At 57.8% G+C, this 22,421-nt stretch carries 21 protein-coding genes; 10 read left to right on the top strand and 11 right to left on the bottom strand.

The features are described 5' to 3' along the window. Positions 1 to 143 precede the first annotated feature (143 nt). Together G359_RS00750 and G359_RS00745 are read left to right on the top strand one after the other, a co-directional pair. Positions 144 to 1,007 (top strand): SPFH domain-containing protein, encoded by an 864-nt coding sequence (locus G359_RS00750; protein ID WP_045834575.1) that lies wholly within the window; start codon positions 144 to 146, stop codon positions 1,005 to 1,007. Next, complete coding sequence (locus tag G359_RS00745) at positions 1,004 to 1,276, top strand: NfeD family protein (protein ID WP_156150634.1); 273 nt, start codon at positions 1,004 to 1,006, stop codon at positions 1,274 to 1,276. The genes G359_RS00750 and G359_RS00745 overlap by 4 nt, the downstream gene beginning before the upstream one ends. A 122-nt stretch (positions 1,277 to 1,398) precedes the next feature. Here G359_RS00745 and G359_RS00740 read toward each other — a convergent pair whose 3' ends face one another. Together G359_RS00740 and G359_RS00735 are read right to left on the bottom strand one after the other, a co-directional pair. Beyond that, complete coding sequence (locus G359_RS00740; protein WP_052699128.1) at positions 1,399 to 1,638, bottom strand: hypothetical protein; 240 nt, start codon at positions 1,636 to 1,638, stop codon at positions 1,399 to 1,401. Positions 1,639 to 2,058: 420 nt separating this feature from the next. Then, entirely contained in the window at positions 2,059 to 2,244 is a 186-nt protein-coding gene (locus tag G359_RS00735) for a hypothetical protein (RefSeq protein WP_045834573.1), read from the bottom strand. 372 nt (positions 2,245 to 2,616) lie between these two features. Between G359_RS00735 and G359_RS00730 the strand changes: the two genes are divergently transcribed. Further along, complete coding sequence (locus G359_RS00730) at positions 2,617 to 3,120, top strand: hypothetical protein (protein ID WP_045834572.1); 504 nt, start codon at positions 2,617 to 2,619, stop codon at positions 3,118 to 3,120. A 133-nt stretch (positions 3,121 to 3,253) separates the two neighbouring features. Continuing rightward, positions 3,254 to 3,601 carry a hypothetical protein gene (locus G359_RS00725; protein ID WP_045834571.1) on the top strand — a complete coding sequence of 116 codons (348 nt, stop codon included), beginning with the start codon at positions 3,254 to 3,256 and terminating at the stop codon, positions 3,599 to 3,601. Between the two features lie 58 nt (positions 3,602 to 3,659). On the opposite strand, the gene G359_RS19845 is transcribed toward G359_RS00725, so the two are convergent. The 4 genes from G359_RS19845 to G359_RS00710 form a co-directional block, all read right to left on the bottom strand. Then, on the bottom strand, positions 3,660 to 3,932 hold the full coding sequence (locus G359_RS19845; protein WP_156150633.1) for a hypothetical protein: 273 nt from the start codon (positions 3,930 to 3,932) through the stop codon (positions 3,660 to 3,662). 148 nt (positions 3,933 to 4,080) lie between these two features. Continuing rightward, positions 4,081 to 4,404 (bottom strand): hypothetical protein, encoded by a 324-nt coding sequence (locus tag G359_RS00720; protein WP_156150632.1) that lies wholly within the window; start codon positions 4,402 to 4,404, stop codon positions 4,081 to 4,083. Positions 4,405 to 4,501: 97 nt separating this feature from the next. Continuing rightward, complete coding sequence (locus G359_RS00715; RefSeq protein ID WP_045834569.1) at positions 4,502 to 5,716, bottom strand: efflux RND transporter periplasmic adaptor subunit; 1,215 nt, start codon at positions 5,714 to 5,716, stop codon at positions 4,502 to 4,504. Beyond that, complete coding sequence (locus G359_RS00710; protein ID WP_045834568.1) at positions 5,706 to 8,894, bottom strand: efflux RND transporter permease subunit; 3,189 nt, start codon at positions 8,892 to 8,894, stop codon at positions 5,706 to 5,708. Before G359_RS00710 ends, G359_RS00715 begins: the two co-directional genes overlap by 11 nt. Positions 8,895 to 9,166: 272 nt before the next feature. On the opposite strand from G359_RS00710, the gene G359_RS00705 reads away from it, so the two are divergent. Further along, positions 9,167 to 10,090, top strand: coding sequence for a LysR family transcriptional regulator (locus G359_RS00705; RefSeq protein WP_045834567.1), 924 nt, complete (start codon positions 9,167 to 9,169; stop codon positions 10,088 to 10,090). A gap of 19 nt (positions 10,091 to 10,109) precedes the next feature. Here the strand turns inward: G359_RS00705 and G359_RS00700 are convergent, their stop codons facing one another. Further along, positions 10,110 to 12,401, bottom strand: coding sequence for an ABC transporter substrate-binding protein (locus G359_RS00700; RefSeq protein ID WP_245279885.1), 2,292 nt, complete (start codon positions 12,399 to 12,401; stop codon positions 10,110 to 10,112). A 301-nt stretch (positions 12,402 to 12,702) separates the two neighbouring features. Between G359_RS00700 and G359_RS00695 the strand changes: the two genes are divergently transcribed. After that, the gene (locus G359_RS00695; RefSeq protein WP_052699127.1) at positions 12,703 to 13,587 is read left to right on the top strand and encodes an SDR family NAD(P)-dependent oxidoreductase; all 885 of its coding nucleotides are present in this window, start codon (positions 12,703 to 12,705) and stop codon (positions 13,585 to 13,587) included. A gap of 249 nt (positions 13,588 to 13,836) precedes the next feature. Here the strand turns inward: G359_RS00695 and G359_RS00690 are convergent, their stop codons facing one another. Then, entirely contained in the window at positions 13,837 to 14,706 is an 870-nt protein-coding gene (locus G359_RS00690; RefSeq protein ID WP_045834565.1) for an alpha/beta hydrolase, read from the bottom strand. Between the two features lie 346 nt (positions 14,707 to 15,052). Here G359_RS00690 and G359_RS00685 point away from each other — a divergent pair, with 346 nt between their 5' ends. Beyond that, positions 15,053 to 16,168: a beta-ketoacyl-ACP synthase III gene (locus G359_RS00685; protein ID WP_045837484.1), complete on the top strand. Its 1,116-nt coding sequence runs from the start codon at positions 15,053 to 15,055 to the stop codon at positions 16,166 to 16,168. A gap of 30 nt (positions 16,169 to 16,198) precedes the next feature. Here G359_RS00685 and G359_RS00680 read toward each other — a convergent pair whose 3' ends face one another. Next, positions 16,199 to 16,915: a DUF1345 domain-containing protein gene (locus tag G359_RS00680; protein ID WP_052699126.1), complete on the bottom strand. Its 717-nt coding sequence runs from the start codon at positions 16,913 to 16,915 to the stop codon at positions 16,199 to 16,201. Between the two features lie 238 nt (positions 16,916 to 17,153). On the opposite strand from G359_RS00680, the gene G359_RS00675 reads away from it, so the two are divergent. Then, positions 17,154 to 17,585, top strand: coding sequence for a DNA-binding transcriptional response regulator (locus G359_RS00675; protein WP_045834564.1), 432 nt, complete (start codon positions 17,154 to 17,156; stop codon positions 17,583 to 17,585). A 27-nt stretch (positions 17,586 to 17,612) separates the two neighbouring features. On the opposite strand, the gene G359_RS00670 is transcribed toward G359_RS00675, so the two are convergent. Both G359_RS00670 and G359_RS00665 read right to left on the bottom strand, forming a co-directional pair. Further along, positions 17,613 to 18,281, bottom strand: coding sequence for a response regulator (locus tag G359_RS00670; RefSeq protein WP_045834563.1), 669 nt, complete (start codon positions 18,279 to 18,281; stop codon positions 17,613 to 17,615). 28 nt (positions 18,282 to 18,309) lie between these two features. After that, complete coding sequence (locus tag G359_RS00665; protein ID WP_045834562.1) at positions 18,310 to 20,673, bottom strand: ATP-binding protein; 2,364 nt, start codon at positions 20,671 to 20,673, stop codon at positions 18,310 to 18,312. Positions 20,674 to 21,108: 435 nt separating this feature from the next. Here G359_RS00665 and G359_RS21075 point away from each other — a divergent pair, with 435 nt between their 5' ends. After that, on the top strand, positions 21,109 to 21,864 hold the full coding sequence (locus G359_RS21075; protein ID WP_052699125.1) for a glycosyltransferase family 25 protein: 756 nt from the start codon (positions 21,109 to 21,111) through the stop codon (positions 21,862 to 21,864). Between the two features lie 152 nt (positions 21,865 to 22,016). Then, the gene (locus tag G359_RS00655) at positions 22,017 to 22,403 is read left to right on the top strand and encodes a hypothetical protein (protein ID WP_156150631.1); all 387 of its coding nucleotides are present in this window, start codon (positions 22,017 to 22,019) and stop codon (positions 22,401 to 22,403) included. The last annotated feature ends 18 nt before the right edge of the window (positions 22,404 to 22,421 follow it).

Raw genomic sequence — 22,421 nt, 5'->3', positions numbered from 1 at the left:
TCGCTCTGATACCGTCAACTCTTACCCCCGGCGTCGAACGGTTCCATTCTCCAAGTTTAGCCGCTTCGCGCCTGGCGTCCCCTATATTGTCACGCTGAACATATTCAGATTAAATCGTGTGACTGTTTCGGCTGGGGGAAGTGATGACTACTGTCGTTCTTGCGATTCTCGCTATTTGCCTTTTTGTCATTTTTCTTAGTTTGAAGATCGTTCCCCAAACGGAAAATTGGCTTGTCGAACGCATGGGACGGTATAGCCGAACCTTGGGTGCCGGCGTTCACATCGTCACGCCCTTTTTCGATCGCATCGCGCACAAGGAAAATATTCTCGAACGTCAGTTGCCGGTGAAGTCGGTACCGAGCATCACGAAAGATAACGTTCAAATCGAAGTCAAACTCGCGATTCTCTATCGCGTGACGGATGCCTCTAGGGCTTGGTACCGAATCAAAAATATTGACCAGGCAATCGAAACCATCATCACTGGCATTGTTCGAAGCACGATTGGTAATTCAGACCTCGACGATGTTCAGTCGAACCGTCGTGTTCTTTCAGACACGATCGAGGCTGAGATACAGCACGTTACTGAGGAATGGGGCATCGTTCTCACGAGGGTCGAAATCTTAGACGTCGAAGTCGATGCCGAAACAAGAGCGGCAATGCAGCTGCAATTGAATTCCGAACGCACGCGTCGCGCTCTCGTTCGCGAAGCAGAGGGCAAGAAGCAAGCCGCCAATCTCGCTGCTGATGCGGAGCTCTACACGGCGCAACAACAGGCGCAAGCCCAACGCGTTCTTGCAGAGGCTCAGGCCTATTCGGTTAAGACCATCGCAGAAGCAATTAACAATGGCGGGGAAGCGGCGATAAACTTCGATATCAAGAAAATCCAAGCAGAGGCTGTAAAAACTTTAGGGTCGCAACCTGCTGCGAAGATTATCCTGCTGCCGTCAGACTTACTCGAGACACTGTCGTCGGTATCGTCTGTCGCAAGCAGATTGGTTTCCAAATGACGATGAATCTCCAGCCTTACGAGGTGGCTCTCATCTTGGGCGTCGTGATCTTGGCGCTGGAGATGATAACCGGTGTGTTTATTTGCTTGAGTCTCGCGATTGGCTTGTTCAGCGTCGCGCTGGTGGAATTTCTATCTCAGAATTTCTACCTAGAACGAGATGTTCTAATTTTTGCATTGGTCGCGATGGCGGCCTTTATCGGGCTGCGTTTAACTTTTCGATCGAAAGGCGATGTGAAAATTGCCCGCGAGGACGTAAACGACTATTGAACCTCGAAACTGCGATCAGTTGCTCGCATTTCCTTGCAAGGGGGCAAGCGAATTCGCTTATCCGCCGCGCAGAAATATTCGAGAATTCGATTGTTGGGGACCCGCAGGGTTCAAACCGTTCCTCAAGCGGCGCGCCAGTGGTGCAGTTCAACGCTTTCCATGAGCGCCTCGGGCGCAACCCAACCTCTGAGCACGGCTTGGCGTAGACGTTCGGGCTCCCGAATGCCCTTATCTGCGGCTTCGAACAGCCGGTGGATCATATCGTAGACTGTGATCTGCAATTCACGATCGGCAACTTCAGTCACCAAGCGATCGAGAACACCATAGAACGACTGAAGTTCTTCCGATGTGTAGCCGTACATGCGCATTGAATTCCCTTACCGCGATGACCCGGATCAACCAGCGATCCGAATCATGCCCACCCAATGCGACGGAATCAGAATCGGATTCCCGGCGCTGTACTCTTTGGGATTCTCCCACAAGGAACGCACGCTTTCTTAACAGATTTTCCTCGAAGCAGGGTCCGGGTGTCGGTCACGATTTGTCAAGGTTTTCAAACCATTGTCTCCACATTGTTTTGCGTACCAAAAAAGAGGCGGACATCTTCGGATGTCCGCCTTTTGTCTTTTGCGCAGGATCTGGGCTCTCGCGGAGTCCGCTCAGGGGCTCGGAGCTTTTGAGTTGATTTCGATCGGACGTGCGCTAGATCGCATGGTCGAGCCACCGAAGCGGACCATCGATCAGGGCGTCTAGCTTGAGCCGAGGCGCGTTCTCCGCGCGGGCTAGTACTCGTCGTCTTCCTCGACACGATAATTGTAGGGCATGTTCCCGCAGTATTCAGCGGCCGCCCTTTGGGCGTCGTCCCAACTCTCGAACGCGCTACCTATCGTTTCGGACCCGCCGCCGAAGCATCCTTCGGCGTCGTTCCGGCAGTTTTCACACCAGACGATGACTTTGAATTTCTGCATGTTGGCTTCTCCCCGTTAGAAAAGCCCTAGGCGCTGCTCCCGATTTGCGCGCAAGTTCCTGCAGTGTGAAAACGCGAGAAATCTTTATCGCCTGTCGGCGTTTTTAATATGGGTTTGCGCGCAGTTTCCTCGCGTCGGCGTCCACGACACACTCGGATTGAGGCTACCATTTGGCGAGGAGACAAAACGTGACCGGGCCGTAACACTTCTAACCAAAAGCGTATGAAACCGGTCGCCGGATGGGGGGCGCGCCATGGGAACGCGCATAAAGTCACATCGGAGTTCGGTGCACTCCGCACGCCACATTCTGTCTGTTACGGTTTGCTGCCGCGGCAGCAGCCACGTGTCTTTGCTTCGGGGGAGCGATAGCCCATGACTTTGAAAGTGACCGCCGTTCTTGCGTTCGGCCTTTTTCCAGCGTTTTGCAGTGGCGCCCTCGCTTGCACGCTCAATGAAATCCAGAAGGCCGACATGCGGCTCGGAATCTGCAGGCAACAGGTCGGCATTGCGACCGGCTTTGCTTGCACTTCGCTCGTCATGCGGTCGCAAGTCGCCGACCAGTTCGAGCAGATCCAGCTGGCGCGTCGCTGCGGTTTCAACGCCGAAGCGGATAAGCTCGAGCGGTTTTACAAGGCGACGACCCCTTACGTCGCTAATCTCTACGAGTGCGTCGACACGAAGATCGATCGCTCGGCGATCGAGAAAAAAGCCGAGGAAGAGGTCGGCCAATCGTTAGCGAAGTTGCCTGCGGGTTGCCCAGCCGACTTGAAAGACAAGATGACGAAGCGGCTCCCGAAGCTCATTGAGGCTGACCAGAGATCGCTTCACGACATCCAGGCTCTCGCGACTCAGATAGGGCTGACGCCCGATCAATGACCGGGCTGTTGAGGTCCGGCCCAGTAAACGCAAGAGTTTATTCACCGTAGTTTCGCTCGGGCCGCCGGTGAATAACGGCTTGTTCTAACTTCCTTCCCAATGTGCAGGTCGTGAGTGCATCTGGGAGACTTCCATGTTCTATAAGAAGTGTGCGGCCGTTCTTGCGGCAGCTTTGAGTTGTGCTGTTGCAACTTCGGCTGAAGCGCACCATCGGCGGTGTGTATTCGATCCCTACGGCTACAACGCGCCGAGCCGCGATTGCCGTCGCCTGGGATGGGGCTTCTATCCAGCTTATGGCTTTTACCCAGCGGGCAGCTATTACGCGCCGCCGCGCTATCCGGTCTACGCCGTACCGGTTCCAGTTGCGGTCCCGGTTGCCGTACCGGTTCCTGTTCGGGTTCGCGCGGTGCCGGCGAGCTACTGCTATTTTGACAACGGCTTTGATTTCCGGCCGCGCCGGGTTTGCGTACCGGCCTGGTGATCTCGCGCCGGCGCCCGCACATCGCGGCGCCGGTTCGCTTTTCTGGGGGTAACGGGGCTTAGCGGAAGCGAAGCCATTCGAGCGGCTTAGGTCCGCGGCAGAAATCTCGGTGGTGCAGGTAGTAGCAGCGACGGCCATCGTAATAGTCGTCGCGAGCGAATGGGTCACCGGCGTAGGTGTAGAAGCCGAAGCGCGGGCCGTATGGCGGTCCGTATCTGTGGTAGCCGAGCTTGAAACAGCAGTTATTGTGGTGACGCCAGTGTGCATCCGCTGACGGTACGAGGGTTGCGAAGCCCAATACAAAACTTGCTACGCCCAAAACTTTCAACATGCGCTGGTCTCTCGCCTAGCTCGTCTGATCCCTGAGTCAGTCGCCGGTATTCGGCATGCATGCAACGAAGACCGCTGAAATTGGCAAATTCCGCCGCATAACAACGGTCTTCATTTGATTAAATCGCGAGGGGTTGCTGCGGGCCCCCTCATTGCAATCCAGGCGATGAAGGATCATGCGGCGGGGCCGTGCCTTCGGGGCCGTTGCCCTGTTCTCCGGAACTGCTTCCCGCGCTTGAATCGGCTGGCAGGCTGATCTCCGGCGGCGGTTGCTTTTCGACGGGAACGGCCGGCGACGTTGGGGAAATCTGCGAATTCTTTTCGCTGCCTGGGCCAACCTTGCCCGGTTCGATGCTTTTTCCGCCGCCCGGAGCGTTTGCCGGAATGTCGTTCACCGATTGCTCGGCGAATAGAGGTGAATTCACAAGGATTGCAGCCGCCAGCGCGGCGCCGGCAAGAATTCTCACCCTCATTGGGACATGATCCTTCCGTTGATCCATGTGCGGGAAACGCATGGCGCAACTTCCGTGTTCCCCGCTATCGGCATGCGCTCTTAAGCATCAGTCAGCGTCAGCCTTTGTTCGGCGGAGTGGGTCCATTTGACGACGAAGGTGCCGTCGAGGAACTCGGCCGTTCCTTGACGTTGACGCGGTCGCCATCGACGATGCCGTCGGGAGCGCTTTCGATCACCCGGTCTTCCGGAGAGAGGCCCGAGGCGACCTCGATCGTCGCGCCCATGTCGCGGCCAATCGTGATCTGCTTGAGGAGCACCTTATCGTCGGGGCCGACGGTCGCGACGCGTAAGCCTGCCTTATCGAACAGGACGGCGCTCGCCGGGATGACCAAAACGTCGTGCTTGTTGCCGACCGTTAAATGAACGCTGGCATAGGCGCCGGGCATGAGTTCACCGGCGGCATTATCGACGACGAGCTGCATGCGCGTCGTGCCGGAAGCGACATCGACCGCGCCAGAGGAGGCTTCAACCTTGGCATCGTACTTTTTACCGGGCCGCTCGGGGACGGTCAGCACGCCGACCGTGCCGTTCGGGATCATCGGGACATAGGCCTGGGGGACGTTGACGTAGAGCCGAAGCTTATGGACATCGGCGACGACAAACATCTCCGACCCGGTCGAGCTGCCGGTATTGATCAAGTTCCCGACGTCGGTGTTGCGCACGGTCACGATGCCGTCGAATGGCGCGACGATGCTCTTGTAAGCGGTGAGCGCCTTAAGCCGATCGACGTTGGCTTGCGCGGACTTCACCATCGCGTTCTTCGACTCGAGGTCGGATTGCTTTTCGTCGGCCTGCTGATGGGTGACGTAGCTGTTCGGCAAAAGCGCCTGGAAGCGTTGATTTGTGATGGCGGCCAGGGCGGCGTTGGCCTTGGCGTTATTCAGATCGGACTCTGCCTGAGACAGCTGCTGGTCAAGATCGGGCGCATCGATCGTCGCGAGAACGTCTCCCGTTTTTACGTGCGTGCCGATGTCGGCGTTGCGGCTCGCCACGTAGCCGCTCACGCGCGCGAAAAGCGCCGCCTGATAGTAGGCGTCCAAGCGGCCCGGCAGGTCGAGCAAGCCGATGCTCGGCTGAATGGCGGGCACTGAGGCGGCGACCGTCGGGACGGCGCGGACGGCAGATTTGTTCTTCAATTGCGCGACGCTCTGCTCGCGGCTCGTAATGCCGGTGAAGGCAAGAAAAGCGGCGCCGCCGATAAACAGGATGGCCACGATCGGGGTCTTCCAGCGTGATCGCCGGGGCTTGTCGGCGGTCTTTTCAGGCAGCATGGAATTCTCCTGGGACTGCACCTTGCGGCGACGATGAGCTGGCAGACTTCCGCCGGTGCATCAGACTGAAAATGATTGGCACAATGAACAATGTGGCTACTGTCGCGAACAGAAGTCCGCCAATGACTGCGCGACCAAGCGGGGCGTTCTGTTCGCCGCCTTCACCGAGACCCAATGCCATCGGCGCCATGCCGATCACCATGGCGAGCGCCGTCATCAGAACGGGACGGATACGCACGTAGCCGGACTCGAGCGCGGCTTGGATCGGATCGCCGTGCTCAGCAAGGCGCTCGCGAGCGAAACTGACGACCAGAACGGCGTTTGCGGTTGCGACGCCCATGCACATGATTGCCCCGGTCAAGGCGGGTACCGACAGTGTCGTGCCCGTGACGAATAGCATCCAGACAATGCCGACCAAAGCTGCCGGAAGCGCCATGATGATCACGAGCGGATCGCCCCAGGATTGGAAGTTCACGACAATCAGCAGGTATATAAGCACGATGGCGCCGAGGAGACCGAACAACATTCCGGCATAGGCGCCGTTCATTGTCCGTACCTGCCCGAGGAGAACGGCGGTTGCGCCCTTGGGAAGATCCGCTTTGGTTTCATCGACGATTTTCTGGATGTCGGCGGCGACGGCGCCGAGGTCACGCCCTTCGGTCGTGGTCAGGATCTGAACCATGGACTGGATGTCGTATTGCGAGACGACGGCGTTACTCGTCGTGCGTTCGACACTTGCGACTGCCCCGAGAATTTGAGGCGCCGGCGCGCCGTCGGCGGTGATCGGCATGTTCTCCAGAGACCTCAGCGAGTCGATCTTGTACTGCGGTGTCTGGATCACGATCGGATAGGTGACGCCGTTGCTCTTGTTGAGCCAGTAAGTGGGGTTCACCTGACTTGTTCCGGCGAGGCTCGTGCTCAAGCTTGCGGTGACGTCCTTCTCGGTCACGCCGACGTATTGTGCGCGCGAGCGGTCTACGTTCACCTTGAAGCCCGGGTTTTCTCGCGATTGCTGGATGCGCGCGTCGGCTACGCCCGGGATCAGCTTTATCTGCCGTAAAATCTTTTCGGCATAGTCGAAGTTCGGGCCGAGCTTCGGTCCTCTGATCTGGAGATCGATGGGCGTCGGCGCGCCGAAATTCAAAATCTGACTGACGATATCGGCAGGCAGAAACGAGAAGGTGGCTCCGGGGAAGCGCTTCGGGAGTTCGTCGCGGAGTTCTTTGACATATTCGGGCGTCGGGCGATGCCCGTGGTTCAGCGCCACCTGGATATCGCCATCCTGCGGGCCGATCATGCCGGTGTTATTATAAGACGTGTTGATGCCGCTGACGGGCATGCCGATGTTGTCGACCATGGCGGCCAGATCTTCCGGCGCTATGACTTCGCGAATGGCATCTTGAATTTGCGCGAATTTCCGGGCGCTTTCCTCGACGCGCGTGCCGACGTCAAGCCGGACATGCATCAGGATTTGGCCGGAATCGACGGCAGGGAAGAAGTTGCGGCCGAGGTAGGGCGTCAACAAGAACGATGCTGCGATAAATCCGAACGCGAATATCAGGACGATCGTTCGATGTGCCAGCGCGCTTTCGAGCAGGTCATGATAGGCGATGCGCATTCTCTCGAAGCGATGCTCGAAGCCGCGCTGAAACAGAGCGAACGGATTGCGCGTCGGCCTTGTCGCCGCGTCGTGATCGTGTGGCTTCAACAGATACTTGGCCATGGTCGGCACGAGCGTGCGCGACAGGATGAAGGATGCAACCATGGCAAATACGACGGCTTCGGCCATCGGAACGAACAGAAACCGCGCGACGCCTTCGAGGAAGAACATCGGGACGAAGACGATACATATGCAAAGCATCGACACGAACGCGGGTGTCGCGATCTGATCGGCGCCGTCGAGAATGGCGGTCTCGACGTCCTTGCCCTGTTCCAGATGGTAGTTGATGTTTTCGATCGTCACCGTTGCTTCGTCGACGAGAATGCCGACGGCGAGCGCCAAGCCGCCGAGCGTCATGACGTTCAGGGTTTCTCCGAGCGCCGAAAGCATAGCCACTGAGGCCAATACGGCCAGCGGAATCGAGGTCGCGATGATGATCGTCGAACGGACGCTGCCCAAGAAAAGAAGGATCATCACGCTCGTCAAAGCGGCGGCGAGAACGCCTTCGTGGATGACGTTTTCAACCGCGGCGCGGACGAAGACGGACTGATCGCCGAGCAGCGAGATCGTCAACGCGTCGGGCAGACCGGGTTTGATTTCCTGCAGTTTGTCCTTGATGCCTTGGATGATGGCGAGTGTGGAAACCGCGCCGTTTTTCAGGACCGACAGCAGCACCGAGCGGTTGCCGTTGACGTGCACGATGTTCTGTTGCGGAGGATTTCCGTCGCGGACGTGGGCGACGTCGCGGATATAGACCATCGCGCCGTTGACCGCTTTGATCGGCAAGTCGCCCAAGGCGTTGATGTCGGACGGCGCATTGTTCAGCTGCATCGTATATTCGGTGCCGCCGATTTTTTGGGTGCCGACCGGATTGATCAGGTTCTGCGCGGCGAAGGCGTTCGAGACGTCTTGAGCAGAGAGGCCCTTTGCATGGAGGGCCGTATCGTCGAGATCGATCTGGATCTGCCGCGTCTTGCCGCCGAACGGGTAGGGCACGGCTGCCCCCGGCACGGTCACGAGCCGCGTCCGGATCATGTTCATGGCGAGGTCGGATAGGTTCTGTTCGGTCAGACCATCGCCGCCGAGTGCCAGCTGCACGATCGGCACGGTCGAGGCGCTGTAGTTGAGGATGAGCGGCGGCGTCGAACCGGGCGGCAGCTGCTTCAGCAGCGTCTGCGATACCGCCGTCACCTGCGCGTTGGCAGTGCGGATATCGGCGCCCGGCTGGAAGAAGATCTTGACGACGCCGATGCCGTTATACGAATTCGCCTCGATATGCTCGATGTCGTTGACGGTCGTCGTCAGGACGCGCTCGAACGGCGTAGTTATCCGGCCGGCCATCTCATCGGGGGGAAGGCCTGTATATTGCCAAACGGTGGCGATGACAGGGATACGAATATCGGGGAAGATATCGATTGGCGTGCGCAAAGCCGCCAAGCCGCCGGTGAGCAGGATGAGCAACGCCAACACGACAAACGTGTACGGCGACCGCAGCGCTATTCGCACCAATGCAGCCATGCTTCAGAGATCTCCACATCGCCGGCTAGAAATTTGGAACCAGCTATCGTCCCCAGCCTGAAACTGACGAAGTTTTGGGTTCCGTCTGTCGAAACGCGTCTTCGATGGGTGACGAAAGCGCACGGTCTTAAAACCTGTCGCCAATTCATCACGTCAGCCCAAGAGACTCGACGAATGGCCCCGATTGCCACAAATGGGGGTCCACGGCTCATCTGTCCAATAGTATGTTAGGATGCTATTGTTCGATTATATAGATTAATCGCCGGGTGGGCATGGACCTCAAGCAACTCGAACATTTCGTTGCTGCGGCGGAAGAGCAGCATTTCACCCGGGCCGCCCGGAGAATGAATATTGTTCAATCCGGGCTTTCAGCCTCTATTCGGGCTTTAGAGCAGGAAATGGGCGCTGCTCTTTTCGTGCGGACGACGCGCCGGGTCGAGCTGACCATCGCAGGACGCGTTCTCTACGAGAGAGCGCTTCAGATCATCGCGGGTGTCCACGACGCGCGGCGCGCGGTCGCGGCGATCAATGGTCTGGAGCGGGGAACGTTGAGCCTCGGGACGTGTGCCAGTCTCAATGCCTTTTTCGACCTTCCGCTGTTGCTCGGGGAATTCCACGCGCTGCACCCCGACGTCGAAATTCGTCTTTGCCACAGCACAGCGGCGAACCTGATGGGCAAGGTGAAGGACGGCAGCATCGATCTGGCTTTCCTTCCCCTTTATGAAAAGAACCGCGAGATCGTCTCGATGCCGATTGCATCCGACCGTCTGATCGTGGCCCATCCCCTGGATCATCCGCTCGCCGAACGTCAATGCGTTTCCCTTCACAGTCTCGCCGGCGAGACTTTCGTCGATTTTCAGCTCGATCAGGGAACACGGCGTATCGTCGATCGGGCGTTCGCGTCGATCAACGTTTCGCGCAAGACGGCGCTGGAAGTCGGCGACGTGCAGGTCCTTCTCGATCTCGTCGCGCGTGGTTTCGGAATTGCTCTCGTACCAGGCACGTTCGTCACAGCGCGGGCTGCGAGTTCCACTGTGCCGAGGATCGGAATAACGACGCTCAGAAAGCCCGCCATTAAGTGGGAGTTAGCCGCTGTATTCAGCGGGCGCGAGGGGGCGGCGCAGTCTCGCAATCCGGCGGTGGCAGCCTTCACTGAAGTCTTAAAAAAGGTTCGGCCGGAAAGCATATTTTCCTGAGCGATACGCGACCGCGATGTTACGCGGTGCTCGCAAGGTAGACGTAGTAGGCCATCGCCCCGACCGCTGCTGGAACCGCGATGATGTGAAGGAAGACGAGACTTTTTCTCAACCATCGGATCGGCTCGATCCGTTTGTTCTCGCGCGCGATCGTAATGGCGATGATCACGCTCAACATCAGGTATGTGAACAGGAACATCTGGTCCGAGAGCGTTTCGGTATTTGCGTCGAGCTTCGGTAGAGCGAGATACAACGCGACTGCCGAGAGCAACGCCGTTACCTGTATCGTCACGATCGCCTCGAAGTGATGCGTCGAGATGAAAATCGACAAATACGCGATGATCAGGATGAAGCCCAACGGCACGACGACTCTGAGAAAGTAATCCGTTGTTTCGCGTTTCATCAGCCACACGAAGCTCGCCTTATAAAAGGGGAACACGCTTGGCTCGAGTGTTTGCGCGTCGACCGTGCGCACGAAGTCCTGATCGTATCCGACATATTGGTCCTTCGGGTCCCAGCCATCGACCGTCACTACGTGATCCCGTACTTTTTGCGGCGGCGGTTGCACGATAAACGGGTTGCCGCCGTTCTTCGGCCTGAGATCGATCGCGAAACGCTGCGTATCGAAAGGATAGTTTCTCAGATCCGGCGAATACACGAACTTGCCCGTCACCTGATAGATCTTCATGTGATCGGGGTAGGCAGCACTTTGACTGCCGTCGTGCAGGGCGCGCACGGTTATCTGGCGATCGTTCGAGCCCGGCTCGAGGTAGGCGTTCGCGAATTCGATCTGCTCGATTGATGCGCCGCCGCGATCGTTCATCGAAAGATAAAAGTCGGCGAAGAACGTCTTGTCGGTATCGTCGATACGCTCCGCGTGAATGAGGTCGATGTCGGCATAAAGCGTATCGATCCGCTGAAGACTTTGATTGCGCAAATGCAGGAATTGCAACGGAGCGAGCTGTGTTTGACCTCGCCCGTGCGGCAGCATGAGGATCAGCGGCGTTCGGGCTGCGGCGCGAGATGCAGGCTGGAACGACCAATTGTCGAACCGTCCCTTGAATATTCCGCGCCCGGACGCATAAGCGGTCTGCAGCTGCTGGACGATCAGCTTGCGGAGGTCGGGTATTTCGGCGGTGGCCTCCGCCGAGCGTGCCGCCTCCGCGATCAGGCCGACGATATCGGCGTATTGTGAGCCCACGGAAAGGGCGCGCATGTTGTCATTATCGAGAGCGTTGAGTGGGATATCCTCATCTCGCGGTTTGCAGGTTCCGTCCTTCCAGCCCGGAGCTCCAGCATTCTTCTTGCCCTCGAAGATCCATTGGGCAGGAGACGCCGTGCTCCAAATCAGCTCGCGCAGTCTCTCGCTATAGACGTCCGGCAGTCCGTCCCAGGCAAGCTGATAGACATCGTTCGGGTAGGCGTCTGCGCCCTGACCCGCCAGTGTCTCGATGCGGCCCGTCACGAACAGCGGTGGCGTGAAGCCTGCGTCCTGAAACTGCTTCACGACGTCTTTCATGCGGTCGCCGCCGACGCTCAAGAAAACGATTCCGACGTTCTTGGATTTGAGATCGGCGACCGCGGCGGCAACTTCGCCGGGATCGAGTTTGTCCGCCACGAGTTTCAAACGCTGGTCGGCGGCAAGGCCGCCGAGATACTTGTTCAGGCTATCGCCGAGATTGGTGCTCGCCAACAGGGATTGAATGCCGATGAATGCGGGCCGCTCGAAATGCGACTCCTTCACGAATTCGGCAATAACCGGCATGCGCTCCTCGTCCTCGGCGGCGCGTGTCGTGAAGACGTTCGGATAGTCTCTTATGATGTCGGTCACGGAGATGTCCGACACGAATGGGATGCCACTCGCTTTAAGATCTTTGCCGTTCGCATCGAAGGCCGCTTTGGCGCGCGTCGCGTTCGACAGGCCGATCATTGCAATCGTCAGCGGATCGGCAATCGCAGTCGCCAAGTTTGCCGTCGTGTTCTCTTGAGAACGCTGATCGTCGAGGATGTTCACGACAATCTTGCGGCCGGCTATTCCGCCCTCGCGATTGATGCGGTGCTGGGCGAGCGTTGTGAGGCGCTTGATAGCTTTCAATTGCCCGTTGTCATAGCAGTCGTCGTTTCTTGTGGTGACAAAGACCTGCATCACGAGGGGTGGCCGCTGCGCCGCTTCCGCTTTTTCGGTCGCGTGCCCGATCGATGATGGGAAGATGCCGGCCGCCGCCAGAGTTGTGCCGAAAGCGGCAACGGCGTGCAGCACCGGCTTACGACGAAGCGCTTTCGCCCAAGATTCCGAAAAAAACGATGTCACGTTTCCCACCCGCTATTTCGACGATCAACAAATTGTTGCTCGAATTCCCCTATCGCCGCGCCTGATCGCGTTCGTCCCCAGGGCGCTTATAAAGGTTTAGGTTAGAGAGGGGAAAAATTTGGTTTGTGTGGGGCGCATTCGCGGTCGGCCGCCGCAATTGGTGAATTGTTTTTTGTGTCCGATTTATAAAAGCGGAGGGGATCAGCCCCATGGGTTTCGTGGTTAACTTCCTTGCGAGCCGGGGTTGCTTTCCCTACGGTCGGCTGCAATCTTGGAAAGTGTTACGGGTCTCACTTAAAACATGCAGAAAAGCACGGCGTCATGGCGTTCGTTATTTTGGCCGTGGTGGTCACCCGCCGATCCCCAAGACGTCCGGGCAGCCCGCCAAGCGGTTGCGCATTTGAAGCCGGCCGTCCTCATCACCGGCGGGGCGAGTGGCATTGGGTTGGCTCTCGCTCGCCGCTTTCTCGAAGCCGGACACAATACGGTTATCGTCGGACGTGACGCGGCAAAGCTCGACGCCGCCGTGCGGGGCCTTACGTTATCGAAGGGCACAACCGTCACGGCGATTGTGTGCGACGTCAGCCTGCCCGACGCACTCGAAGTGATCAACGCGCGGCTCGTCGAGGCCGGGCTCTATCTCGATGTACTCGTCAGTAATGCGGGAACAGGATTGGCCGGATCATTCCTCAGTCATTCGCGGGCGGATCTTTCGCGGTTGATCGGTATAAATGTCGAGACTGTGACGCGTTTGATGCACGCGGTCCTCCCGGATATGCTGGCGCGTCAACGCGGAGGTGTGCTGAACATCGCGTCGCTTGGGGCTGATGTGCCGGGACCGAACCAGGCCGCTTATTACGCGAGCAAGGCTTACGTTGCCTCGCTGACGGAAGCTGTCGCGAGCGAGTATTCCGGCCAGGGCGTCAGAATCTCTGTCCTTCTGCCGGGGCCCGTCGATACGGCTTTTCACGAAGACATGGGCGCCGGGCGGTCGCTGTACCGCTGGGTATTGCCGTCAATGACGGCCGATCGTGTCGCGCGCAGTGCTTTTCGCGGCTTCATGTTCGGCAATCGTGTTATCGTGCCGGGGATTTCCAACATCTTTTTCTATCTCGCGCTCAGGATTTTGCCGCACACCCTGACGGTGCCCCTTGTTTATTGGCTTTTGCGGCGGCCAGAAAATTAAGCCGACATTAATTTCGGATGCGCACGTCGCGATATTTTTGGATGTTTGTATTATGGCAACCAATTTCGCGCTAAATCTCTATGGGCTCTGGAATGAGGTTTCGCGTATCTGGAGTTCCCGACGCGGCTGCGCTTAGCGGGTTAAACGGGCTCCTTCGAGCTCGATGGGCCGGTGCGTGGCCGCGCTGCATTCGACGTGACGACGGCGCGGCGTGAAAAGCGCATTTTGCTATCGTCAGATGTCTTCCGATCAGGCGGCCTCCATGGCCTCGGCATCACCCGCGACCGTCGCACTGACGCTCGCTGCAATACGCTCCACGAACGAGCGGGTTTTTTCGACAACTACGTGACGCTCCTTATCGAGCGTAACCATGTGATAGCTATCTTCCAGCACCACGAGATCGGCCGGCGCTCCGAGGTTAGCTTGCACGTAGGCGGCATTGTTCAGGTTTGCGTAGTCGTCCTCTCGGGAGTGGACGATGAGAACCGGTTGATCGATTTTGCCGAGGATCTTCTTTGCGGCCGATACGATGCGGTGATGTTCCAGCAGCATAGCACCAGGGGTTCCTGCAGTGCCGAGGCCGGAGCCGTCGGACGCTGCAAGAGCAGCGCGTACGAACTCGCGCACGCGCGGGCATTTGATACCGAGCGATGCCGCATCGGGAAACTGCAGCAAGTTCGCCATCCAGCGCACGCGGACGAGCGAAAAAAGTTTGGTGTACCAGGGCATCGCCCAGCCGTTGATCCACAGCGCCGGTGAAAAAAGCGCGAGACCTTGAACCTTGTCGCGATTGTTGGCTGCGAGATGGAGGCCGATGATGCTGCCGAGGCAAAGGCCGCCGACGATGACCGTATCGCAGTCTTTGCGAATTTCATCTAGTGCCGTTTCGGCGCTCAGGTACCAATCCTGCCAAGTCGTGTTGATGATGTCCCGGCGCGTGGCGCCGTGTCCGGCGAGCGTCGGGCAATGCACCGTGTAGCCTGCCCGTGCGAGACCCATCGCGACGAAGCGCATTTCGGCTGGTGTGCCGCAAAGACCATGGATCAACAACACGCCGACCTTACCGCCGGCGATGCGATACGTCGTTTCCTTGTTCAACTGAGTGATCTCTGCGGACATGGCGTCGTCTCCCTTGGTCTTCGAGACGAAGCTTTAGGGTGAGCGTGGGCAGAGGGCTGTTCCGCGGGCGACAGGGCGGCGGCTTGCACAGAGAAACACTGCGCGATGAGTTCCAACGGGAACACGGTCGCGATGCGAAATCTCTGTCGGCATCGACAAACGTCCGATCTGATGGCAGAGGGGAGCGAAAGCGGAGGTCGGCGCGTGTCGCTCGCCGCTTCGTTAACGATCGCTCTTCGGTTGCACGGCTCTCATCACGAATGCCGGCGGAAGCGGTCGCGTGCTAAGGACGATCTGAGAAAAATGGGCTCTGGACAGCAGGGCCGAAACGAATTTGGGAACGCTCGTGCATCAACCCGTCATCGCCGCAACCGGGATTTACGTCCCGCCAAACAGCATATCGAACGACGAACTTGTTTCGGCCTTCAATACGTACGTTCGCGAGTTCAACTCGGTTAACGCCGCCGCGATCGCGGCGGGGAAGGTCGCGCCGCTGCTGCCATCGTCGTCGGAGTTCATCGAGAAAGCATCGGGTATTCGGTCCCGGCACGTCGTCGACAAGGACGGCATTCTCGATCCCGCGGTGATGCGTCCTGTCATTCCTGAGCGCTCGAACGAGGAAATTTCGGTTTTGGCCGAGCTCGCCGTTCATGCAGCGCGTGACGCACTGGAGAACTGGGGTGGCGATATTCGCGACATTGGCGCGGTCATTTGTGCGGCGTCGAATATGCAACGTCCCTATCCGGCGATGGCGATCGAGGTTCAGAACGCCCTTGGGATCGCGGGCTTCGCTTTTGACATGAATGTCGCCTGCTCGTCGGCGACGTTCGGCATCAAGACCGCGAGCGACTTCATTTCCGGCGGGTCGGTGAAGGCGGTTCTCGTGGTCAATCCCGAAATCTGCTCGGGTCATCTCAATTTCAGGGATCGCGACAGCCACTTCATTTTCGGTGATGTCGCGACCGCCATCATTCTGACCGATGCCGATCTGGCGGCCGGGGGATGGAACATTCTCGGCACGCGTCTCAAGACGCAGTTTTCGAACAACATCCGGAACAATTTCGGATTTCTAAATCGATGTGCTCCGGAAGGCATCGGTGCGCCTGACAAGCTTTTCGTGCAGGAAGGCCGCAAGGTCTATCGCGAGGTCGTGCCAATGGTCATCGAAATGATTATCGAGCATGCACGCGACATCGGGGTCGATCATAGGGCGCTCAAGCGCATGTGGCTGCATCAGGCGAACATCAACATGAACGAGATGATCGGGCGAAAGGTTCTCGAGCGCGAGCCTGCGCGGGAAGAGAACGTCATCATTCTCGATACATTTGCCAATACCAGTTCGGCGGGCTCAATCATCGCCTTTCACACGGCGAGCGCCGATCTCGCGCGCGGCGACACCGGGCTCATTTGCTCGTTCGGCGCCGGGTATTCGGCGGGAACGGTGTTCGTCGAGAAGCGCTAGGCGCGAGATCTCGGCGATTGCGGGCTCCGCTCAGGCCAGGCTGGCCGCAAGGTTTATCGTAAGCGCGAGAACCATCGTGTTGAAGAAGAAAGCCACGATGGCGTGGAGAATGGCCAAACGCCGGATCTCCTTGCTGTTAATCGAGACGTCGGACGTCTGGGAGCCCGCTCCAAACGACGTCGCGAAATAGAAGAAATCCCAATAATCCGGTGACGGATCATTGGGGAAGGCCAGGGGATAGACGATTTTTTTGCTCTGCTGGGAGAACTGCCGAGGGGCGTAGTATTCGTGCGCATAATGGAGCGTAAACGTCACCTGCGTGACGAGCCACGAGATGACGATCGTTGCGGCCGCAAGGCCAACGAAGAAAATCTTCTCCTCGTTCGTTGCTCCCTTGGCCGCGGAAAGCAAGCCGAAGATCGCCGCGAAGCTTGAAAAAATTGCGAGAAGCACGAGCACCAAAATAACGATGCCACTATCGTCCTGGCGGGCGGCTCGCGTGCGGATTCTGTCGGAATGACATTGGCTCATCACTCTGAAAGTCATCGCCAGGTATGCGACGCCGCTCAGGCACCAGGCGATCGCCTCGCGAACCGACGCATGCAGGGAAGAGGGTAAAAGGGACAGCGTGAGCGCGGCGACTGCTGCGGCTAGCAAGACGCGCGGCCGCAGGACCAGCGAGCGGCCGATTGACTTGGGATTATACCAATTGGCGCGTTTTTGTGCGGTCGTGACTGCATCGGTCATGCGGGGTTAAATGTCCTGGAATTGATGCGGAAAAGTTGGCTGACCGCCGGCCGGGTCCGAAATCATGGGGCTTAGTCGGGAAGGTACAAACGTTCTTACTGAACTTGGCATTAAAAGCAGCCGGATTTACGGTCTCGGTCGCCTAGACCGACAAGCCTAGAGCCTCCCGCTGACTAGGCCCGAACGCGAAAAACGCCTCTGATTACACTGCAAGTTCGGTAAAACCGGAGGCCCCCTGATGTCTAGCACTTCCCCAGCGACGGCAACAGGTCTCGCCCCGCTGGCGTCGGCGACGCTTCGTTCGCGTCCGTTGATCGTCGTCATCGAGGACGATTATCGTTCGTCCATGGCGTTGACGATGCTGATTGACGACTGGGGATACTCCTGCATCACGGGCCGGTCATGCCGCGAAGCTGTTCAGGCGCTCGGCAATCGACTGAATAACGTTTCTGCAATTATCACGGACATCGAAATCAACGGCGAAATGCGCGGCATCCGTGATGCTCTGGCCCTCGCTGCATCGATCGGTCATGCGGTTCCGACGATTATTACCACGGGCCATGCAGACCTGGCGTGGGGTTCTTCGCCGTTCCCAGTTGTCGGCAAGCCGTTTGATCCGGACATTCTGCATCGATGGCTTGTTCACAATCTCGGGCCCGCTTTGCCGTAAGGCGGTTCGATACGTCGCGTTGGGAGCTTAGCTCCGCGTAGCAAGTTCGGTGCGGTTGCGAGCGCCGAAATGTGAAAAGAGAGCCGCAAGATGGATTTTCACCGTGCCTTCGGCGATATCCAGTTCTCGCGCAATCTCTTTGTTCGAAAGGCCCCGGCGGACACAGTCCAGGACATCGCGTTGACGCGGTGAAATGGCTTTGTTGGTGGCTCCACCGCCGGGGTCCCCTTTTGCAGCAGGTGGTTCCAAGGTGGCTGTTCGCGCAGTTGGCGATGCGGCGTTTCCTGATGTCATGAACCGCGGCACGAAAACGCGACCATCCAAAATATCCTTCAGGGCGCCGACGATCTCGTCGTCCGGGAGCGACTTCGGCACGTAACCGTTAAGTCCCATCGCAACGGCCTTGACGACGTCGTTGCGCTCTTCCGAGCCCGAAACGATCGCGACGCGAATGGATGGATAGGTTTCCTTGACCACTCGCAGGCCCTCGGGACCCGATATGCCCGGCATCGCAAGATCGAAAAGAGCGAGCTCGACGTTTGGCGTTTCGGCCAGACGATCAAGGGCCGAATCGAACGACGATGCTTCGATTACCGATCGAAATCCCATTCGGTCGCGGAGAAGAAAACCGAAGCCCGACCGGTAAAGTCCGTGGTCATCAGCTACCAGGACCGAGTCACGTTGAGGAACAGGCATCGTTTTCTCTAAATTGGTCTTTTCTAAATTAGCTGGCACTTGCGTTTGCTCCGTACTCAACGGTTGAGCTCTTTAGCGAAGCTTTGCGTGCGTTGAGAAGCGCACTGAGCGTCGCGGCGATAAGCTCGGGATCGGCCGGCTTCGTCAACCACGGCCTCCCTGACTTCGCCAGAATTGCTAGCGTAGCAGAATCGGTGCCGCCCGAAAGAATAACGGTCGGGATATCCGTGTTCAGCCTAGCTGTCATGCGTTTGACGAATTCAAGGCCCGACTCAGTCCCTCTGAGATCGAAATCAAGGACCGCAGCATCTATCGTCAGACCTTTTTCGAGTGCCGCCTCGGCTCCGGCAACCGACTGGAAACCAAAGGCAAGATTGCCCCGATCTTCGAGATCGCGCATCAGCGCGGCGACGATGAGAGGATCATCATCGAGGACGAGTATTTTCTTGCCGTAAATATGGCTTTCGGGCTTGGACGCCGGTGCGGGACGGCGTGCGGAGTCGATCATAACGCTTTGCGGCAGCAGGATTGTGAAGCGGGAGCCGCGTCCGGCGCGTGAAGCAACCAGGATTTTCATATTGAGGAGTTCGGCATAGCGGCGCGCTATTGAAAGGCCGAGCCCGAGACCATCATTGATGCCATAGGCGCGTTGATCGGCGCGGGAGAATTCTTCGAAAATTCTTTCACGGTGTTCGTCGGGAAGTCCTGGGCCGGTGTCGAACACATCGATCACGTGCTGCCCGCCGCGTTCACGAGCCGCGAGGATGACGCCGCCGTATTTTGTAAATTTCAAGGCATTCGAAACAAGATTTCGGATTATTGTTTCGAGCAGTGCAGCATCCGTCTCGATGATCCAATCGGGCGAGCGGCTTAGAAACTTCAATCCGTTTTGCTCGGCCTCGATCTTCGAGCCGACGGAAATCCGCTCGATGATTTCGGCGACAGAAGTGGATGTCCTTGATGGCTCGATCAGCTTGGCATCGAGACGCGAGACGTTGAGAAGCGCGTCGAACATGCCCTTCAGACCGCGCAGGCCTTCTTCCATCTGTGCGACGAGCGTCGTCGCTTCGTTGCCGCTGACGCGGCGTGCAAGCGCGCGTGCAAATAGGGTCAAAGCGTGCAATGGCTGCCGCAGGTCATGGCTAGCAGCAGCAAGAAAACGAGACTTGGCTTCGGTCGCCAGCTCGGCATCGGCCTTCGCGCGCTCAAGACCGATATTTTGCTCGGCGAGACGTTGCGTTCGTTCGCGTACCTGACTTTCGAGCGATTGGTTTGCGGCTGCTAGTGACGTTCTTTGTGCGTCGAGTTCCTTGACGAGCGAGCGCAGAGATTTGGACAGAATGCGTGCCTCCTCGTATCCGCCTACCTGCGGAAATTCGAGCTTTTGGCCACGTCGCAGACCCTCGGCCGTATCGGCAAGCTGAAGGAGTGGCCGAGAGAGCTTACCTGCGAGTATCCAAGCCAAGAGCGCCGCAAGGGCGGCGACGATGCCACCACAGATCAAGATATTCGTCTGCAGACTTCGCACGGGTGCAAACGCAAGCCTCTGATCCTCGCGGACCAAAACAATCCAGCGCAAGCCGGGATAGGATCGATAGCCGTCGCTCTTTGAGTAACCCGTTACGTAAGATGTGTGGTCTGGCCACCGTTCTACTGCAAAGCTCGCATTGCCCGGGCGCGCTGCCCGTATACTCGGAAGATCCAATGTTTTTCCGGTTATGTTATCCGGACCAAAGAGCACCTGCCGCGCTTCGTTGAGGACGATGACGTCTGCGGGTATTGCGGCTTTCATGCTGCCGAGAAGCGTGTCTCGCACTTCTTCGGCCCAATCCGCGCTCAAGGTTGCTCCAAGGACACCGAAGTTCGACTCCGCGTCGGAGATCGGAACGGCGAGATCGATGAAATCGGACGTCTCGTGTCCGGCTCGCGGAGGACGCGAAGGAACGGACCCAGACGGGAGCTTAACGTCGCCCACGTAGGGTTCCTGCAGACCCATCTTGAACCAATGCTGATCGCTGACGTTGCGTCCTTCGTATTCGCCGTGGGTGGCGCTGAGGATGTTACCGTTGAGATCGGCAAATCCGATCCAGGAATAATCCGAATACGCACTTTGAAATCTTTCGAGAGAGGCGCGCAATGCCTCGGGCGTGTCGGTCTTCTGTAAAATCTTGCCGATGGCGGCCATGTTGTCGAGCGACTGAATTCGCTCGAACATTGCGCGGTCAAGCTTATCCTGCATTTCTTCGGCGAGCAGCGCGAGCGACTGTCCGATCTCCTGCTCAAGTCTGCTCACGGCATCGCGTCCAATCACATAGGACACGGCAATGGTGAGCAGGAGCGAGACGACGGAGATCGCTGCTGCAATCAAAACTTTCAACGAAACGCGGCGCATCGGATCTCTATTTTTCTTCCGCTAGGCCAAGTTAGCCTCGAACCTAATTTAGTCGAATTTCAAGCAGGATTTCCGACGCCCTCGAGGGGCGCAACCACGCGGCCCTTGCGGACAAACCGTTGTGGTTCTGCAATAGGCCATCCGGCCTAGCGAATGGTCATTGACCTTAGACCGCCGGGCTGAGTGGTGCCTATGATTCAATCGGCGCAAACATTAATTTGCCAAGCGGATCCATGACCCTATCGGCATTGGTCTCTCACGTTAGGCGGATCCGCTTTGTCGTTAGCGAGCGCCGTCCCTCACCCCACCCAAAGCGCCGCTTTCGATAGCAGGGGCCCGGCTTTCCCCCCAAGTCGGGCCCCGTTATTTTTAGCGACTTGCCACGCTCTCCAGCTTTAATTTTTCGTAAAGTGGACGTACTGGCGGTTTGCAATCATGACGCAACAGGCTGCGGACCTCGGATTTGCATTCGAGCGAATTCCCGCCGTTGACGGCCGCGATGTACCCGAGTGGCTCAGGAGTGAATTCTCTGCGGAATGCGAAATGCGTCCGGGCGTGATCGGTTGCTATGCGAGCCATCTCGTGGCCGCGCAGATGGTTGTGTCTCGAGGGCTGCCCTTCGCGATCGTTCTCGAAGACGACGCGCAGCTCAAGCCAGACTTCATTAGCATTGCGTTGCGTGCGGTTGCTGCAGTCCCGGATGACTGGGACTATCTATATTTATGTTCCGAAGGAAAAAAGTCGGTCATTCGGATCGGAGAGATCGCTCCAGGACATTCTCTGGTTCGATTCACTTGGCCACCGGCCAATGCCGCGGCCTACGCTCTGTCCAATAGAGGGGCAAGAAAATGGCTCGCGCCGATGGCGCGCGTAAGGCCAAACGATCTCGATAATAGATTTTCCTGGCTGCAAAATTTGAAGATTTATGGGGTGTTTCCGTCGATAGCAGTACAGAATCTGGCACTCGTTTCGACGATTAGGCGTGGGGGCCCTAGGCCCAGATGGGAGCCGTCAAATCTCAAAATGCTTGCTGGACAAATTTGGACGATGAGGGAAGTCGGACTTCGTAATTTCTGGGCGGCTACACTTATGAATTGGGTCAACTCCGTCCGGAAGCGGTTAGATGGGACTCAGCGCATCGCGGTGATTGGCACTAAAGAGTCTCGTACCCTGAGGAGGACCGAGACGTAGCCGCGAGCTGTTCTCAGTCCGCTCAAATTTGCCGATGGGTCTTTACAGTTTGTTTGGCTCGTTTGACGCCTCCCGCGTGATCGCCGCGTGCGCTTCGCTTCTCGATGCTACGTTTCGAGGACACGTGAAACACATCGCCGAAGGGTTCGAACGTGGCTGGGATAACGACGGTGAGCTTGCTGGTGGTCCTCATTGTGGGCACGATCGTCGGAGCCCTGGCGGGAATGATCTTCGGCAACGCGATGGATCCCAATGCTCTTCTCGCGGTGCTGTCGGGACTGACTGGCACGGTGGCGGGAGCGGTGGCGCGCAATACGCTCGTTGAGGCGGGCATTGGTATCGGAGAGTTTGAAGAGGCATTGCCGATATCGGTTTTATTCTTTGCTGTGATCGCATCGTTTGCAGGGAGCCTGGCTGGCTTTGTCGTCGCTTCGCTTCTGCACGAATTATTGCCATTCTGGATTGGCGCATTCGCCGGACTGTTTTCTTCGATCCTGACGAGCTTGCTCGTCATCGCCTTCCACATGACGCCGCGATAGATTTGCGTCTTGCGCCGC

It is taken from the genome of Hyphomicrobium sp. 99 (genome assembly GCF_000384335.2).
Classification (GTDB): domain Bacteria; phylum Pseudomonadota; class Alphaproteobacteria; order Rhizobiales; family Hyphomicrobiaceae; genus Hyphomicrobium_B.
Note: the sequence above shows the minus strand (reverse complement) of the source record. Positions and strands in the feature narration are given on the sequence as shown.

Bases quoted from the DNA above. Each gene is read 5' to 3' on its own strand.
- G359_RS00750 (WP_045834575.1), top strand. From the start codon at position 144: ATGACTACTGTCGTTCTTGCGATTCTCGCTATTTGCCTTTTTGTCATT.
- G359_RS00745 (WP_156150634.1), top strand. From the start codon at position 1,004: ATGACGATGAATCTCCAGCCTTACGAGGTGGCTCTCATCTTGGGCGTC.
- G359_RS00740 (WP_052699128.1), bottom strand. From the start codon at position 1,638: ATGTACGGCTACACATCGGAAGAACTTCAGTCGTTCTATGGTGTTCTC.
- G359_RS00735 (WP_045834573.1), bottom strand. From the start codon at position 2,244: ATGCAGAAATTCAAAGTCATCGTCTGGTGTGAAAACTGCCGGAACGAC.
- G359_RS00730 (WP_045834572.1), top strand. From the start codon at position 2,617: ATGACTTTGAAAGTGACCGCCGTTCTTGCGTTCGGCCTTTTTCCAGCG.
- G359_RS00725 (WP_045834571.1), top strand. From the start codon at position 3,254: ATGTTCTATAAGAAGTGTGCGGCCGTTCTTGCGGCAGCTTTGAGTTGT.
- G359_RS19845 (WP_156150633.1), bottom strand. From the start codon at position 3,932: ATGTTGAAAGTTTTGGGCGTAGCAAGTTTTGTATTGGGCTTCGCAACC.
- G359_RS00720 (WP_156150632.1), bottom strand. From the start codon at position 4,404: ATGAGGGTGAGAATTCTTGCCGGCGCCGCGCTGGCGGCTGCAATCCTT.
- G359_RS00715 (WP_045834569.1), bottom strand. From the start codon at position 5,716: ATGCTGCCTGAAAAGACCGCCGACAAGCCCCGGCGATCACGCTGGAAG.
- G359_RS00710 (WP_045834568.1), bottom strand. From the start codon at position 8,894: ATGGCTGCATTGGTGCGAATAGCGCTGCGGTCGCCGTACACGTTTGTC.
- G359_RS00705 (WP_045834567.1), top strand. From the start codon at position 9,167: ATGGACCTCAAGCAACTCGAACATTTCGTTGCTGCGGCGGAAGAGCAG.
- G359_RS00695 (WP_052699127.1), top strand. From the start codon at position 12,703: ATGCAGAAAAGCACGGCGTCATGGCGTTCGTTATTTTGGCCGTGGTGG.
- G359_RS00690 (WP_045834565.1), bottom strand. From the start codon at position 14,706: ATGTCCGCAGAGATCACTCAGTTGAACAAGGAAACGACGTATCGCATC.
- G359_RS00680 (WP_052699126.1), bottom strand. From the start codon at position 16,915: ATGACCGATGCAGTCACGACCGCACAAAAACGCGCCAATTGGTATAAT.
- G359_RS00675 (WP_045834564.1), top strand. From the start codon at position 17,154: ATGTCTAGCACTTCCCCAGCGACGGCAACAGGTCTCGCCCCGCTGGCG.
- G359_RS00670 (WP_045834563.1), bottom strand. From the start codon at position 18,281: ATGCCTGTTCCTCAACGTGACTCGGTCCTGGTAGCTGATGACCACGGA.
- G359_RS00665 (WP_045834562.1), bottom strand. From the start codon at position 20,673: ATGCGCCGCGTTTCGTTGAAAGTTTTGATTGCAGCAGCGATCTCCGTC.
- G359_RS21075 (WP_052699125.1), top strand. From the start codon at position 21,109: ATGACGCAACAGGCTGCGGACCTCGGATTTGCATTCGAGCGAATTCCC.